General features: G+C 44.3%; 11 protein-coding genes. 3 read left to right on the top strand and 8 right to left on the bottom strand.

Features of this window, described 5'->3' with window-relative positions:
* Positions 1 to 13: 13 nt before the first annotated feature.
* On the bottom strand, positions 14 to 433 hold the full coding sequence (locus J2Z66_RS01525; RefSeq protein WP_209969024.1) for a helix-turn-helix transcriptional regulator: 420 nt from the start codon (positions 431 to 433) through the stop codon (positions 14 to 16).
* A 255-nt stretch (positions 434 to 688) separates the two neighbouring features.
* Between J2Z66_RS01525 and J2Z66_RS01530 the strand changes: the two genes are divergently transcribed.
* Positions 689 to 1,561 (top strand): AraC family transcriptional regulator, encoded by an 873-nt coding sequence (locus tag J2Z66_RS01530; protein ID WP_209969027.1) that lies wholly within the window; start codon positions 689 to 691, stop codon positions 1,559 to 1,561.
* Between the two features lie 87 nt (positions 1,562 to 1,648).
* On the opposite strand, the gene J2Z66_RS01535 is transcribed toward J2Z66_RS01530, so the two are convergent.
* The 6 genes from J2Z66_RS01535 to J2Z66_RS01560 form a co-directional block, all read right to left on the bottom strand.
* Positions 1,649 to 4,120: a DUF4838 domain-containing protein gene (locus J2Z66_RS01535; protein ID WP_209969032.1), complete on the bottom strand. Its 2,472-nt coding sequence runs from the start codon at positions 4,118 to 4,120 to the stop codon at positions 1,649 to 1,651.
* 24 nt (positions 4,121 to 4,144) lie between these two features.
* Positions 4,145 to 5,803 carry a response regulator gene (locus J2Z66_RS01540; protein WP_209969035.1) on the bottom strand — a complete coding sequence of 553 codons (1,659 nt, stop codon included), beginning with the start codon at positions 5,801 to 5,803 and terminating at the stop codon, positions 4,145 to 4,147.
* A 2-nt stretch (positions 5,804 to 5,805) separates the two neighbouring features.
* Positions 5,806 to 7,563: a sensor histidine kinase gene (locus J2Z66_RS01545; RefSeq protein WP_209969038.1), complete on the bottom strand. Its 1,758-nt coding sequence runs from the start codon at positions 7,561 to 7,563 to the stop codon at positions 5,806 to 5,808.
* A gap of 95 nt (positions 7,564 to 7,658) precedes the next feature.
* The gene (locus J2Z66_RS01550; RefSeq protein WP_209969041.1) at positions 7,659 to 8,543 is read right to left on the bottom strand and encodes a carbohydrate ABC transporter permease; all 885 of its coding nucleotides are present in this window, start codon (positions 8,541 to 8,543) and stop codon (positions 7,659 to 7,661) included.
* A 16-nt stretch (positions 8,544 to 8,559) separates the two neighbouring features.
* A complete protein-coding gene (locus tag J2Z66_RS01555) occupies positions 8,560 to 9,456 on the bottom strand; it encodes an ABC transporter permease (RefSeq protein ID WP_312894333.1) in 897 nt (298 codons plus the stop codon).
* Between the two features lie 69 nt (positions 9,457 to 9,525).
* Positions 9,526 to 11,196: an extracellular solute-binding protein gene (locus J2Z66_RS01560; RefSeq protein ID WP_209969044.1), complete on the bottom strand. Its 1,671-nt coding sequence runs from the start codon at positions 11,194 to 11,196 to the stop codon at positions 9,526 to 9,528.
* 436 nt (positions 11,197 to 11,632) lie between these two features.
* Between J2Z66_RS01560 and J2Z66_RS01565 the strand changes: the two genes are divergently transcribed.
* Positions 11,633 to 12,784 (top strand): Gfo/Idh/MocA family protein, encoded by a 1,152-nt coding sequence (locus J2Z66_RS01565; protein WP_209969046.1) that lies wholly within the window; start codon positions 11,633 to 11,635, stop codon positions 12,782 to 12,784.
* A 288-nt stretch (positions 12,785 to 13,072) separates the two neighbouring features.
* Positions 13,073 to 14,182, top strand: a complete 1,110-nt coding sequence (locus J2Z66_RS01570; protein ID WP_209969049.1) for a hypothetical protein — start codon at positions 13,073 to 13,075, stop codon at positions 14,180 to 14,182.
* A gap of 663 nt (positions 14,183 to 14,845) precedes the next feature.
* Here the strand turns inward: J2Z66_RS01570 and J2Z66_RS01575 are convergent.
* Entirely contained in the window at positions 14,846 to 15,967 is a 1,122-nt protein-coding gene (locus tag J2Z66_RS01575) for an ABC transporter permease (protein WP_209969051.1), read from the bottom strand.

Below are 15,967 nucleotides of genomic sequence, written 5' to 3' on the forward strand. Positions count from 1 at the left end.
TAAAAGTCCCCTTTCACATATTCGAAGTAGCTTGATTTCTAAACACCTGCGGAGTCACCTGATTTTTCTTTTTGAAAAACCGGATAAAGGCATGAGAAGAATTATAGCCTAAGGTGGCTGCGATCTCGTGCACCTTCATGTGACTTTTCTGCAGTAAATCCTTGGCTCTGCGGTCCCGAAATTCGGTTAAATATTCCGACAGTCCATTCCCGGTAATTTGCTTGTAGAGCCGCGATAAATAAGAAGGATTTAATTGCACATGATCAGCCAATTGATGGAGCGAAATGTCGGTGGAAATTTGATTGTTAATATACTCGTGAACTTTGATCACCGCATCATGGGTAACCTCCTCCCGCCCATTCGACCGGTAAGCTTCCATGTGGCATTCTCCCCAGCTGCCCTTCGTGTCATTCTGTACCATTATCTTTTGCATGATTGCGATCGCTCTCTTTCTTAATCATTCGCTTCAGCTGAGCCGCATAGCGAGATCCGGAACAGGGTGTGCTTTTCCAAGCGATACAGGTATAATAAAGAAAGATTTGAGTTCGCTTGACATCGCTTTCATTAAGCCGATAGCGGATATGTTTAGAATAGACAACAAAGGGCCCAAGCACCATGCCATTTTGTGCAAAGTATTTATACTTTTCGAGACGGTACTGAATAAAATTGCCGGATAAGGGGCGGGAATATGCAATATTTATTTCAACTTTCCAGAGTTTATAGTGGCATTCAAATTATTTCCATCCATCACATCCATGCTGAAAAAAGCTGGTCGTTTCCCAATCACCGGCATACGATCATGGAATTCACTTATTGCCTCAAAGGAAGCTCAGAGCAGAAAGTGAACGGCAAGCGCTATATCCTGACCAAAGGCGATGCCATTTTTATCAAGTCTGGTGTGTACCATGAGCTAAAGATTCAAGAGGACGGAGAATTTTTCAGCTTCCATTTCGATATTGAAATTCCAACGATTTATTCCATTTTTCAATCCGTGAATGAGCCGTTTATTTTTTTGCAAAATACTCCTTTTATTGGCCATTGGGTCGAAACGTTCTTGTCCGACTTCGGTGGCGATTTCGCGCAGCTCCATCATTTGCCACATACTACAGTTCAGTACACGGTTGATCAAAATTTGAAAATGCTGCAGATGCATTCCAGCTTTGTGGATTTCATATCCACTCTGGCGAAACACTTCTACGGACAGCAGGAGCAGCAGGAAAAAAGCGTTCAAGCCTCTCATTTATACATCGCCCATCAGGTTGCTTTCGAATTGAATAATACTAGCCAATACAATCTGCAGATCGGAGAGCTGGCCCACAAATTGAATGTGCACCGCAGTCATATCACGAACTGCTTCAAGGAAGTGTACGGCGTTACTCCAAAGCATTATTTGCTGCAGCTGCGGACGCAGAAAGCGAAACAATATTTGCTTGAAACCAATCTGACGATGGAAGAAATTGCCGATCAGCTTACGCTTTCGTCCGCTGCTCATTTCACCAAATTTTTCATCAATCAAACCGGTGTATCGCCCTCACAATTCCGCGCAAAGAGAGGCGGGTAGCCTGTTCTTGGTATTTAAGCAGCTCCTCATCAAACTGAAAAAAACTGCGGAATCGATATTCACTGTATCGATAACCGCAGCTTTTTCTTACATATCTAGACAATAAAATTGGACATCGTCCAAGTAGACTTCCTGATCATCATCGAAATTTTCCAGAACGATATACACAGACACTTTACCAACTCCTCTGGGTATTTCTCCGACCCATTGGATATTAGACCAACTTCCTGCGGTATTTTTAACCCGCTTCGCACCAAGGTATGGCTTAATTACGTCTATATAGTTGTTCTGCTCATCATAGAGGTCGAGCTGAACCCGAATAGTTCCGTCACCATCAGATCCCACCGGAGAATAATAGGCTCCATACATCCCATGATTACCGGGTTGAACCGATATGTTTTGATAAAACCCTCCTAATCTGATTCCCCTGGCCATCAGACTATGGTCTCCAGTCTTTGACTCCGCATTCGTTCTCTGCATCAGGTTGCCGTCTGGCATCCAATAGTTCCATGAATCTGCTATCTCAGAAGACGCCCCCCCTACCTCGAAGGAAGGATTAAATAACAACTGTTTTGTTCCCACACCTGCAAGTCCCAATAATAAACGGGTACTCCTCTGGATAGTGATCACTCGATCATTTTCTGCCAAATTCTTAAGGAGCTTATGAACCTCTTCTCCTGCATCCTCCTGTCTCAACCAAGCAACAATAACATCCATTTCAGTGCTTGTCATCCCCGTCCAAATACGACCATATCCCCCAAGTGTTTTGCCATAACCGTAATAAGGACTGTAAATATGCTGTAGGACAGGGTGATCTACAAATTCTTCAACCAGTTCCTGACGCTTTTCAGCCAGCCTCATTTTCTCAACCACGAAATGAACCAGTTCGAGAGCTGCCGGATCATTCGCTGGCTGAGCAATAGCTACCTCTCTCGGGTAGCTCAATACACACGCTTCATAGTATTCGAACGCCCTCAACAAATCTTCTGCACGCTTTTTCTGCTTTGGCGTAACGGCTTTCTCAACAACTGATTCCAGCAGACTCCGACTTTGTGCAACATCCGTAAAGGTGACGGCTTCTAGATAGCTATCATCGAGAAAGTTCATATAATTAGCACGAGGGCTTGATTGTGACCAATCGGCAAACCATTCGGTCTTGAACATGCGCTTTTCCCAAAAATGTCCCCACAATTCATAATAAGCAGCTAAATCAGCTGCAGCAGCGATACCTACTGCCCTTTCATACCATTCGGCAAGCAGAGCGTCAAAGTCCTGCTCCGGGTCCCATTGCAATCTGGCGGCTAGCCATGGTTTAGGACCTTCCCCGTAATTAGGAACCATCTCAGAGTACTGAACTGTAACACCGGCATCTTTAGCGTATTTATAATTTTCCGCCATAAAATTGAAGTAGGGTCTGGGAACCAAATAAGGCGTTCCAAATAAATATTCATAGAATGCGATTCCCGGTGCTGCTTGTAACCATCTATCAGTCAGGGCATGTCCTGCTTCCTTCAAATTCTGATCACCCCACGACAGACGTTCATCGGTAACATAAACAATTACGCGCGGGTCAAGTGTAACATTCGTAGGTGGATCATAGAGATTTAAATATGCTAATGTCCCCAGAAATTTATCTGGATGCTTTGCAAATACGCCCTTCGATACCTGATTCACCCAATCGAAATAAATATCAGATATATCGGTATAGCCATTTGAATTAACTTTATTAGGATAACTCGGGTGTTCAGGATTCGCTTCGCAGAAATTGCGACCATCGTTCATCCCAAGTGAATAAGATGTTGCCTCAGGATTAGCATCGAAGTAAGTATTAATATTATGGATTGCCTCTTCTACAATCCCAGGCGCTGTAAAACAAGGCTGCCATCCATGTATGTCGCTCAGATCAGCCCCAGGTGGATAATACTCTGGATGAGTATCCTTGTATAGCGCTGGAGGAAACAGGTTAAACAAATTATGTTTGAATTCAACTCGTCCATGCATGCGATTATTTCGTGTCCACGCCTCACGAATCGGAGAATTACTCGTATGATCGTCAAATTCGCGGGAAAAGAAAGCTGGCTCCTGTCGGACATACTCATTCTCACTCACGGCTAGATCCATGAGCTGAGGTACGTCCTCCCAATCCTCTCCCGGCATCAACCAGCGCACGCCAACATAACGTTCTAGAAATTCATTCACCCCAAATTCTGTTCCCCACGGGGTTGGGCCCGCAATTGTGATACGCGTACCCTCCTGATAAATGACGAATCCGTCGCCATCCATCCCTTCTAGAATATTCATCTGACCACTCGCTGCCGATAAGCCTTCTGCACCAATGTAGATTTGCACTTCTTTATTGAATCGAAAATTAGTAACAGTTGCAGGATCATCCGTCAAAATCGGCAGCACGGCCCCGGTAGACTTTTCCACATATTCCGCCAACTTTGCGGCTGCATTCCGAGTCTGATTATCCGCGTTCAAGTGTATCATTATGGTTGCTGCAGGACTACCTTTGTCGATAATTTGCAAACTCTTAGCCTCTTCTTTCCATCTACTCATTACAGCCACACCTCTCCCAATTTCTTAAAAGCCCCACTGCTCTCTGTATTCCTGTGGTGTCATCCGATTTTGCTTTTTAAAAAAACGAATAAAAGCATGGGATGAGTTATAACCTAGCGTTGCTGCGATTTCATGCACCTTTAAATGGCTTTCTTTGAGCAGTTCCTTAGCCCTGCGATCGCGGAATTCCATTAAATATTCAGATAATCCGTTACCGGTAATTTGCTTATAAAGACGCGAAAGATACGACGGGTTTAAATGCACCTGATCCGCCAATTGATTAAGAGAAATGTCCCTGGAAATATGAGTTTCGATATATTCATGTACTTTAATGACGATTTCATGGGTGCTTTCTTCTTGTTCATTTTTATACCATTGAAAAATGAATACAGCCAAATGCAAAAAATAACGATGCCATGTCTCCCACAGAACCTGTTCATCAAATACGATAAGCTGATTCAAATCGATTTGCTCTTTAAGAACCTTTTCCAACTTATATTTATTAATAAGGGTCAGGAAAACATAGGATAACGCATGATACAATTCAATCTTCTGCAAGCGTGGAATAGACTCCTCGGTGAATATCGGAGACAATTCTTCATATAATCGGTAGTATTCCTCCTCACTGCCGTTTTCAAGGCCATGCAGCAGCAGCGGCATCTTGTTTTGCAGTTGGAAATTTCTCGGTTTTTGCTCAGAAACCAGCCCGCTGTATGAAGAATGTGAAGCTGCCATCGGAATGTTTTGTTCCGTCAACAATGTTTCTTTGCGCCCTCCAAGTCCACGTACCAGCAAAAACTTCAAGGCATGGAAACGATCAGCAAGCTCTGTCCAGGTCACCTCGTGACTGCTAAGTGCGAAGGAAACGAATAGCTTCAAGATATGCCTACATGTACGTTGGATAGATTCCAGCATGCCGTTAACGTAATGAAAAGTCTTATCCCAATCCCCATCCTCTTGAGATTTCGGTTGTATAATCCAAACAATTTTGGAGGATTCGTATACGAGTGAGATCAAATGAGCGTGTTCATTCAAAAACTCTTCAACAATGTTTTGTACGGCATAAATAAGTAATGCTTTATCAGGAGCTTTCGTTATTTCCTTCCAGTCATCTACCCGACAAATCAACAATAATAGCGGAAAATCAGTATGGAGCGGCAGCTGAATGTTGACAAAATGCTCGGTAAGCAGCTCTGAATCTACCTTTTTACCCTGTAGTATGGACCATAAGTATTCCCTTTGCAGCGAGGGAATCGCCAGCTTCATATGCACTTTCGCTTTTTCGATCAGCTTTCGGGCGTCATGTTCTTCATGAAGCATCTGAATCGCTTTTTCCACCGCAAGGATGATTTTGTCATCGCCTTCTGTTTTCAGAATGTATGCTAAACCTCCAAGGGATAGAGCGCTCTGTACGTACTCAAAATCACTGTGACTGGTCAGCATAATAACTTTACAAGCATGCCAATGACTACGAATTTCCCGCAATAGCTCTATGCCATCCAGCCCGGGCATCAAAATATCGGAAAGCACAATGTCAATCCGGTGCCTCTTCAAGAGCTCCAGAGCTTCAAGGCCAGAGTATGCTTTGTACACTTCCAATTGTAAGTGCTGCTGCTTTTGAAATAGTTCTACCAACCCATCTGTGATTATCGGTAAGTCATCTACGATCAACAGTCTGTACATGCTCACTCTCCCCCTTCCGCTACCGATAGCTTGATCGCAACCCGAAGACCACCCAAATCCGACCTAAACATCGTAAGACCATAATCAGGACCATACCTGATCTGGATACGTCTATGCACATTGATGATCCCAGTTGTATCGTCGATGTGATTTACGGCCAGCTTCAGCTTTTGATTCAACAGCTCCAAATCGCGGTCAGTTAGCTTGTCCCCACTATCCTCCATATAAATGGTCAGATCATTGCTAGTATGCTCCATATGAATCCACACTTTTCCGTCATTTGGCATTTTCGAGACAGCATGCTTGTATATGTTCTCTACGATCGGCTGAAGGATCAGACGGGGTACCCTTATCTTCCCTAATACCACATCTAATGTATCGAACTCAACAACGATTTTACCTCCGAAACAAACCTTTTGAATATCGACATAAGTGCGGGCGTGCTTCATTTCCGTTTCCAAGGGAACTTCATCTGCATCGTCCCGAGTGATGAATTGAAAGTAGTCACCGACATATAGACAGAAGCGATAAGCAAGCTCCAAATCCTCAGATTTGATCAATCGGCACAAAACAAAAAAACAATTATAAAGGAAATGGGGATTGATTTGCGATTGCAATCTTTTCAACTCAGAGCGCTGACTGTGAATTTTTTGTTCGTAATTTTCCTGTATCAACGTTTTTAAATGAACCGCCGTCTCGTTGTAAGCCTTATATAAGTAACCAAACTCATCATGCCTGCCCACATTCGCGATCGGTCTGATATCGCCTGTCCGCATTCGTTTGAAGGCACTTATCAGGCCTTTTAAAGGGCGATGAATCATGCGAAAGATGGATATCGAGAAGAATAGCACGATAAACATAGATAATATTGAAATACCTAGTATCCAGTGTTGATATTTACTAATCGGTCCGATAATATCACGCTCAGGTACATAGCTCGCCAGGTAACAATCCAGCATAGACGAATATCTATAAGAAACAAGATATGGGCTTTTACCAAATTTAAGCGTATCATACCCTGAGAGAAGCCCCTGCTGCCTCTGCATGGCCAGATAGTTTCGAAGCGCTTCTGGAATGGAAGGCTCACTCTCGTTCGATAGGGTCCATTCCTGATTCAGATTAAACAACACTGCATTTCCTTGGGGAATGCTGATCATTTCTTGTAATGTATGCTTCAACTTATCAACCGACAATTCAACACTAACCTGGAACACGGGACTCCGGGTAGATATCGACGGATACTGCATACTTACAAAGAGCCGATCATTCCAATAAATTAAAGGGCTCCCCTCTTTATTGTTTTTGAGTTGAAGAGCCTCGAACTCGGCTTCATCAATGGATGTCTCGAAAGTCGAGGTCAGAATTGTTCTCCGCAACAAAGGGATATAGGCCCGTACTTCCTGAATGTAAATACTGTTATATTTGATCAAATTAATCCGTTTCTGAATGCCCATAATATCTTCGACCTTCTCGTAATCCGCAATACTATCTCCAGTTGTGCTTAAGGCTCTAAGATCATTGTCTACTGCATATTCCGGAAGCATCCGTACGATTCGTCCGACCTCCAGGTCCAACATGTTTAAGTAGAAGTCGTTGCGACTGGCAAGGGATTGTGAGATCTCCCTGCGGATACTATTCGATCCACTTTCGTTAATAGCAAGCGTAAGTAGATAAAGCGGTGCAAGGACTGAAATGAAAGTCAACATCAGCTTTACAAAAATCGTCGGTCGCCACTTCTTCATCCTGTTCAAATCCACCACTGGTTACTTCCTCCCGCCTTTACAAGTATGATAATTCTCCATACAAATAACTTTATCACACATTTCTGGCAGGAAGAACACTTAACAAGCTGAAATTATTCCTTCACGCTTCCCATCACAATTCCTTTGATGAAAAAGCGCTGCAAGAACGGATAAATGAGCAAAATAGGAAACGATGCCACGAATATTTGCGCTGCTGTGCTGGTACGATCTGAAATTTTTCTCAACAGCTCTACATCTTCCGAACTAATGAATCTCATATCTCTCATAATGACAATCGTTTGCAGAAAGGTTTGCAGCGGATAGTTCTCCGGTCGGTTCATCAGCACAAGTCCATCAAACCAGCTATTCCAGTGCCCAACCAAGGTAAACAAACCAACCGTCGCCAGGGCAGGCATGGACAATGGTACATAAATGCTCCACAATACGCGAAAATGTCCCGCTCCGTCCATTCGTGCCGACTCATCCAGTTCCTTAGGTAGACCGCGGTAAAAATTGAGCAGTAAGATCACATTGAAGACAGAAAGCGCTCCAGGAAGCACGAGAGCCCAAATCGTATCCATTAAACCAAGCGTCCGGATTGTCATATACCATGGAATCAGTCCGCCGCTAAACAAGATAGTAAACACAAAAAACCAGGTGTACCAGGTTCTCCATTGAAAAGCTCTAGGCTCCTTCGAGAGCGGGTAAGCGGTAATAATAGTAAGAAATAAACTGATGGAGGTACCCAGAACAAGTCTTTTTACAGAAATCCAAAATGCTGTTAAATATTCTTGTTTGTTCATAATATTCTCATAAGCCGCAGTATTAAAGTCAACCGGCCACAAGCTTACCTCTCCTGCGGCCGCTGCCGCACCGGAGCTGAAGGATAAGGCAAGTATATGAATCAAAGGGAGAATGCACAAAAAGGAAAGAGTTGTCAGAAATGTGTAGTTTAAAATAAGAAACAATCTTCTGCCTGTGGGTAAACGTGATGTCAATATAATTTCTCCCTCCTCAGAAAATGCGATAGCCTGCGAAACGGTAAGCCATGGAATAAGACAGGGCTATCAACACAAGGGAAATGACCGATTTCAATAAACCTACAGCAGTGGCCAGGCCATATTGAACTTGTTCAAAACCCATGCGGTATACAAATGTATCAATGATATCGCCACTCTCATAAACGGGTGGACTGTACAAATTAAAAACCTGCTCGAAGCCAGCATTTAAGATACTGCCAACGCTTAAAGTCGCCATCAATACGATGATCGGCATCATCCCAGGCAAAGTAATGTGCCAGGTTTGCTTCCAACGATTAGCTCCGTCCATCTCAGCCGCTTCATACAAGGAAGGATTAATGCTCGTAAGAGCTGCCAAATAAATGATTGTACTGAAGCCAAATTCCTTCCATATATCCGAAATGACTAATGTATACGGAAACCAGCTATTGTTTGCAAGGAAAAAGATCGGATCCATCCCAAACCATCCAAGAAATTGATTCACAATCCCCGTTGAGGGTGATAATATATCTATCAAAATACCGCCAAGCAGCACCCATGATAAAAAATGCGGTAAATAAACAAGTGTCTGAAAAATCCGTTTAAATACTTCCCTGCGTATTTCGTTCAACAAGATGGAAATCGTAATTGGCACCAAGAGCCCGCCAACAATTTTCATAAATGCGATATAGAGGGTATTAAACATAATCCTCTTCATATCAGGGTTTTCAATCATATATTTGAAATTATCCCATCCAACCCATGGGGAACCGAATATTCCCCGAGTGGGAATATACCTTTCAAAGGCAATTAGAACACCTGCCATTGGAATATAACTGAAAATGATAGCAATAATAACGCCAGGGATCAGTAAAAGATGCAACGGCCATTCCTTGGCAAACCTGATGATCACAGCGAACCTCCTCTAAATAAATCGGAAAGGGAACGGCAGATTACAGTTCCCCTTCCCAAAACCAAGCTGTTAATTCTGAGAAACCTTAACGTACCATTCATTTACCTCATTAGTCATCTCATCGCCGCCAAGCTTTTTCCATTCTGCAACAAATTCATCAAATTTATCGATTGGAAGCTGATTCATAATAATTTTTATAAAAACTTCATGCATTTTGGTGTCGAGTACCGGTTTTTTCTCTGTCATTACAGGACCAGGTGCTCCATAAAAGGCATTGATATGATAGCGATTCTGCTGCAAATATTGATACATGATGGAGAAGGTCCCACCAGGCCCTGAGATCGGCCATTCTGACCATTGAGAAGTGTCGCCGTCTAAATATTTGACAACTTTGCCATAACGGTTTGGTCCTTCCACTCCTTTAAGTGAGGATGGATCTCTCGATTCAATCGCTTTAGGAACGACTTCCCCTAACGTTACATTATGCGTTTGAGAAAACACGCGAATTGGATTCAACTTATAGTAATTTTGTGCCTCTTCGTTATGGAGTAAATACACACCATCCGTTTCCCCTGGATGTTCATAAGCCTGGATCCATTTGTTCAGAAGCTTTATTGCAGCCTCTGGGTGCTTGGCTTTCTTCGAGACGACCCAGTAACCATCAACCCCCATTTCAACCTGTGTCATAGCTGGCACTGCATCGTGGGATACGATTGGATACGGCCACCAATCCTGAACCAATACTCCGTCCTTAACCGCGTTGTCCATCAATGGATAGGCACTAAGCCAGAAAGGGCCATATGTTATCCCAATTTTATTCGAGGCAAGCAGCTCGTTTTCCTTAACCACATCTTTAACAGCGAATTCCGGATCGATCTGACCATCTTTATACATGTCCTGTAGTTGTTTCAAAGCAAGCTTCATCTCTGGTTGAATGCTCCCGAACACAAGTTTCCCAGAATCATCCTTGATCCATTGCCCTGGATAAGCATGATAGCCATTAAAAAAACCAGATATCATAAAAGCACCTTCACTTAACAAAGCTTTCGTGAGCGCAATCCCGTACGATTTCCCCGATCCTCCTGGATCCTGTTTTGTAAAAGCCTCGGAAATTGAAAGAACATCCTGCATCGTTTTCGGTTCTGGCAAATTCAGCTGTTTCAACCAATCCCTCCTCAACCAAACATGTGAAGCAGAATTGTATGGGCTATTTGTTGAAGGAATGGCCATCAATTTCCCTTGATGTTTGGCTGAATTTAACTGATTACCGCCATCGCCCGTCAAGTACGCCTTCGTTTCCGCAGTAGCTGTCTTTTCATAAATATCCGTCAAATCCAAGATCATATCCGCTTCAATAAGCTGCTGCAACTGCGGCATACTTACAAACATCAAGTCGGGAATATCGTTAGACGAAATACTCATTTGCAGCTTTTGTTGGTACTGGGTGCTGTCAGCTACCCACAGGTTTTTAATTTTAATTCCCAGTTCTTTTTCATAAGCATCCGATACCGCGTTTTTGTCAATTGATTCACCTGAGAGGTATTTCACATCCGCATAATTTTCACGAACCATTGTTATTTCTACCGGTTCAGCCTTTTCATTGCCAACCGAAGCCGCAGGAGTGTTACCTGTATTCGGAGTTGACGTTCCCTCCTTAGGTTCTTTAGTGCCACAAGCCGATAAAACTATTAAAACGACGATCATTAAACAGGATAACGCCAATCTGCTCATTCGCTTCATTCTTTTGCCCCCCTGATCATTTTGCGCGGTAAAACCGGCATACAAAGAAGATGGGATATCCTAACTAGCACCTTCTTCATGTTTATATTATATTTGAAACACATCCCCTTCTCTATACGCATGACTTGACATTCATGTACACTTGTTTACTTAGAGTCACTAATAAAAAAGTTAATGGCATATTGGATCGAGAAAGCTTCAACTGTTGCGTCAGCTCCAAGTCTCAATCCAGTCTGACAAAATTCATGTAATTGAAATTCCAAAATCATTGGTCGATAACTAGGTCTATACCATCTCAAAAAGTATAATTAATCTGTACAAAATGGTATGGTACTTTGGCCAGATATTGACTATGCTAGGTAGGATGGCTATCCATTTATTAAATTCGATTCCAGGTATTCTGCTGAAACAAAACCTTGAGGAAAAGAGCGATCGCATGAGGAAACAAATCAAAGTAGGCATTGTCGGAGCCGGCAGCTGGGCAGAATGCCATGTAGAAGCATACCAGGCCATCCCGCAGATGGAAGTGGTCTCCCTATGCGATACGATTATGGAAAAGGCCAACGAAACGGCTGATCGTTATGGCATCCGTGGACGCTATAACAGCCTGAATGAAATGCTGGCAAAGCAAGACATCGATCTGATCAGCGTGGCCACGCATGAACTGCATCATTATGTACCGACCGTTCTGGCGCTAAAAAATAGCAAGCATGTTGTGATCGACCAACCGGTAGTGAACAATCCCTTGTCGGCCCTTGAAATGTGGAAAAATGCCATACGAAGCAACAAGCAATTGTTCGTCACACGCCCGTCCCGTTTCTTAAAGCCTTATGCTGATGCCTATGCGCAGCTGCAATCCGGACAGATCGGAAAGCTGCAGCAGCTGATCTTCCACCGCACCCGCAGCGAGCGGCTCTTCCAGGCTTATCATCGTCTGCCGACCTACTTCGAAATGCTTGTTCACGATCTGGACCTCGCCTTCTGGCTGAGTAACGCCGACTTTATACAGGTGGGTCAGGCATTCGGATCGAAACCGCTCCGCAACGGCTTGCGCAATATCGAGCGGTTGGATTTCGAATTCGGAAATGGCGTAACCGTCACAATGTCCTCCTTATGGACACCTGATGGTGAAACTGAACAAGGCGAAGTGCAACATAAAGAAATACAAGATGGAGAAATACAACATGACAACACGCATGGGGAAATACAATCGTTGACCACGGGTACGCTGGAGCTCATAGGAGAAAAAGGGACAATTTCCATCGATACCGGAGATATCGCCCTTTTGATCGGAGATCCTTGGAATTGGCAGGCTTCCCTGCTGCCTGAAGCACTGAAGGAGCAACTGAGATCCGCTTCGATTGCAGCGCTCCATGAACAATTGAAGTCTTATGTCGCTTATCTGGGTGAAGAAGAAGAAGAAGACGCAGACACAGACACAGACGCAGCAGCAGGAAAAAAAGCAGGAGCAGGAGAAGATTCAAAAAAAACGCTTGATTATAGCTCTATGAAACAATCGCAGCAAATCATTCAATTTTGCGATGCTATGCTTCGGTCTCTGGATTTTAATTACCCTGTACGATTTTGAGATCTGATGTCCGACAAACACTTAAAATCGAATCCAACCTGTCCTTGGGGCAATGATGCAAAAGTACATCTTTTTTGGATCTAAATGGACCAGGTAAAGGTAATTCCTGTAATACTGCAGGTTTTCTGCTTTGAGCACTGCTAGAGGCTTTTTTCCTGCACAATTGCAGGAATTCTAGGTAACACCCGATTTCAGGTGAAAAATCCTGCACTTTCGCAGGTTTTACTATGGGTAGAGTCCGGTCCCTCGCGGTAACCTATTAATAATAACGATTATTTGGAGGTAATTATGTCGAAGCCTAGAAAAAGAATCGCGGCCATCATTACGGAGTATTGGGATATTAACCATGCGGACGTAATCATTACCAAATTTTTGGACGGGTACACGTTAAACGGAAGAGCTTATACATCCACGGTGGATATCGTCTCCATGTACATCGATCAATATCCGGCTAACGATATGGGCAGGGATATGGCGGCCAAACACGGCGTGGCGCTGCACGGGTCGATTCGCGAAGCATTGCTGAACGGTGATCCTTCTTTCCAACTTGACGGCATTATTATCATCGGAGAGCTCGGCGAATATCCAATGAACGAATTTGATCAAATTCTGTATCCGCGGAGGAAATTTTTTGAGGAATGCCTGAATATCATGCTGGAATTCAATCGCATCGTTCCGGTATTTACGGACAAGGGCTTTGCCGTAGTCCAAGAGGACATTGAATGGATGTATGACCAAATCAAGCGGCATAACATCCCGTTCATGTCCAGCTCAGTGCTTCCTTTCGCACCGCGTATCCCTGCAACGACGGGAATCCCATACGGCGCACCGATGCACAAAATGCTGGGCTTTGCCTACGACGATGTGGAGCGTTATTGCTACCACACGATGGAAATGATGCAAAGCGTTGCCGAAAACCGCGCCTATGGTGAAACCGGCATCAGAGCCGTAAGAACCTACCGGGACCAAGCAGCGATTGACCGGATTATATCGGATGATTGGAAGCAAATGTACGAGGCGCTTGGTGGCTTTGTCAATCTGCGCGATATCGAGATGTTTCCATACATGCTGAAACTTCCTGTTTTCGTCGAGCTGGAGTACGTGGACGGGCTGCAGGCTGGTATTATTTTCGCAGAGCCGGAAGGCCGGATGTTTGTTTCAGCTTATCAAGTCGTAGAAGGCGAACCTCCCGTATGCGTCGAATTCAGGCTGCAGAATCAAAAGCCGCACAGCCATTTCAGCTATATGGTACTGGCCATCGAGCGGTTTATGCACACGCATATCCCGCCTTATCCAGTGGAGCGCTCTCTGCTCACAACCGGGGCATTGGATGCTCTGATGCGATCCCTGCATGCCGGAAAAGAAATCGAAACGCCGCATCTGCACGTTCATTATTAATAATTGGGAAATGGATGTGGAAGTAGGAACAAATCTTTAAATGATGCTGTCGCTTTTAAACCCACACCCACACCCACACCCATTTCCTATTCCAGCTGCAGGAGCAGAACAAGCCATGCCCGAACGGACAGCCGGCAGGCGTCTGTTTCCTGACAGAAAGGGATAGTGATGATAATGAATTTTTAACGATGTTTTTCATCGCTAAAGTTGGTGTTTATTGAAAATTTGGCTCAATAACGATGTTTTATATTCTTAAAGAGTCAAAAAAATTCTCTTTTAGCTATTTCATGTAACTTTAACGATGTTTTTCATCGCTAAATGAGGAATCCACTGCAAAACCAACTCTATAACGATGTTTTTCATCACTAAAACGAGCTAAAGCTCTCCATTCACTTTTGAAGCTTACCAAAAAAGCCAGAGGCAGGCGACCATCAAGGTCGTTTGCTTCCGGCTTTTTTGTATTTGTCTTCCACCACTTTTACTACTCTTTTTACTCTTTACATACTCTTACCCTCTCTTACTCACTCTCCATCTATTTGCTTTTCCCTCACTTACTCACTTTTGTCACTCTTACTCACTCTTACTCACTATTTCTCACTCTCACTTACTCACCTTTGCTCAAACTTCCCCAATCTTACCAGCTATTTGTTGCACCATAACTCCTCACCGCACCGCCAGCTTTGTACGGCGGAACAAGGCGCCCCCGAGCAAGAAGGCAGCTACTCCCCATACCGCTAGAACAGCGATGCTCAGCCAGAAATCTCCCGTCAAGAACCCTTCGCCGTATACCATACCATCACGCAATACGTTTACGAAATAAGTGAGTGGGATTCCCTGGGTGACTGACTGCAGCCATTCGGGCAAGGTGTTCGTCGGGAAAAAGATGCCGCTCAGGAACATCATCAGGAAGCTGGCGATATTCGCTACACCCATGTAGGCTTCCATCGATTTGCTGAATGATGAGATCAAGTAGCCGAGTGCGTTAAATGCCAGACTTCCCACAAAGAAGGCGACCAAAAGCGTCAAGAAGTCAATGTGCAGGTTCGCTCCAAAGCCAAATACACCAATTGCCGTAAGCAGCACAATTTGAACAATACCAAGCACGTAACGTACTGCCATACTAGCCAAGCCGAACAGGCCCAGACTGACTGGCGTCATGCGCAGCCGCTTCATCAAGCCATTACGGCGCATCTCCACGAGATCCACCATCCCGAACAGCCCGCCTTGCGCAAGAGAGAGGGCAATCATCCCCGTAAGCAGAAAATCGACATAGCTCAAATCTTCGCTTCCGGCGGATACCGAGCTAATTTTCATGTGGAGGGACGGTTCTATTCCCGCCGCTGCCCAGTTTGCTTGCTGTACGAAACGGTCGATAATGCCCGCCAGCGCCTGTGAAGCCGCGTTCTGCTCCTTCTCCGTATTGAAAATCAGCTCCAGCGCCTCTTCTCCACTTGGCAGAACGATAGCGGCTTCCACCGTCTTATCCTTAATCCAGTCGAGGGCCTGTTCCCGGCTTACCGGCTCCTTCGTTTCCCATTCCAGTACGGGAATTTGACGAAGCTGCTCCAGCAGTGCCGCCGAAGACTCGCTTTGCGTTTCGCTGACGACCGCTACCTTCGACTTGAATTCACCACCATCACCGCCTCCGCCAAAAATAAGCATAAACAGTACCATCAAAATAATAGGAAAAAAAATATTCCAGAACCAGACCGCCTTTTCTCTGAACATCATTTTCAGATGCGCACCAAACAGCTTGCCTAATTGATTGCCATGGCTTAGCTTCAT

This window comes from Paenibacillus eucommiae (genome assembly GCF_017874215.1).
GTDB lineage: Bacteria > Bacillota > Bacilli > Paenibacillales > NBRC-103111 > Paenibacillus_AI > Paenibacillus_AI eucommiae.

Bases quoted from the DNA above. Each gene is read 5' to 3' on its own strand.
- J2Z66_RS01525 (WP_209969024.1), bottom strand. From the start codon at position 433: ATGCAAAAGATAATGGTACAGAATGACACGAAGGGCAGCTGGGGAGAA.
- J2Z66_RS01540 (WP_209969035.1), bottom strand. From the start codon at position 5,803: ATGTACAGACTGTTGATCGTAGATGACTTACCGATAATCACAGATGGG.
- J2Z66_RS01575 (WP_209969051.1), bottom strand. From the start codon at position 15,967: ATGAAGCTAAGCCATGGCAATCAATTAGGCAAGCTGTTTGGTGCGCAT.
- J2Z66_RS01535 (WP_209969032.1), bottom strand. From the start codon at position 4,120: ATGAGTAGATGGAAAGAAGAGGCTAAGAGTTTGCAAATTATCGACAAA.
- J2Z66_RS01560 (WP_209969044.1), bottom strand. From the start codon at position 11,196: ATGAAGCGAATGAGCAGATTGGCGTTATCCTGTTTAATGATCGTCGTT.
- J2Z66_RS01570 (WP_209969049.1), top strand. From the start codon at position 13,073: ATGTCGAAGCCTAGAAAAAGAATCGCGGCCATCATTACGGAGTATTGG.
- J2Z66_RS01530 (WP_209969027.1), top strand. From the start codon at position 689: ATGCAATATTTATTTCAACTTTCCAGAGTTTATAGTGGCATTCAAATT.
- J2Z66_RS01565 (WP_209969046.1), top strand. From the start codon at position 11,633: ATGAGGAAACAAATCAAAGTAGGCATTGTCGGAGCCGGCAGCTGGGCA.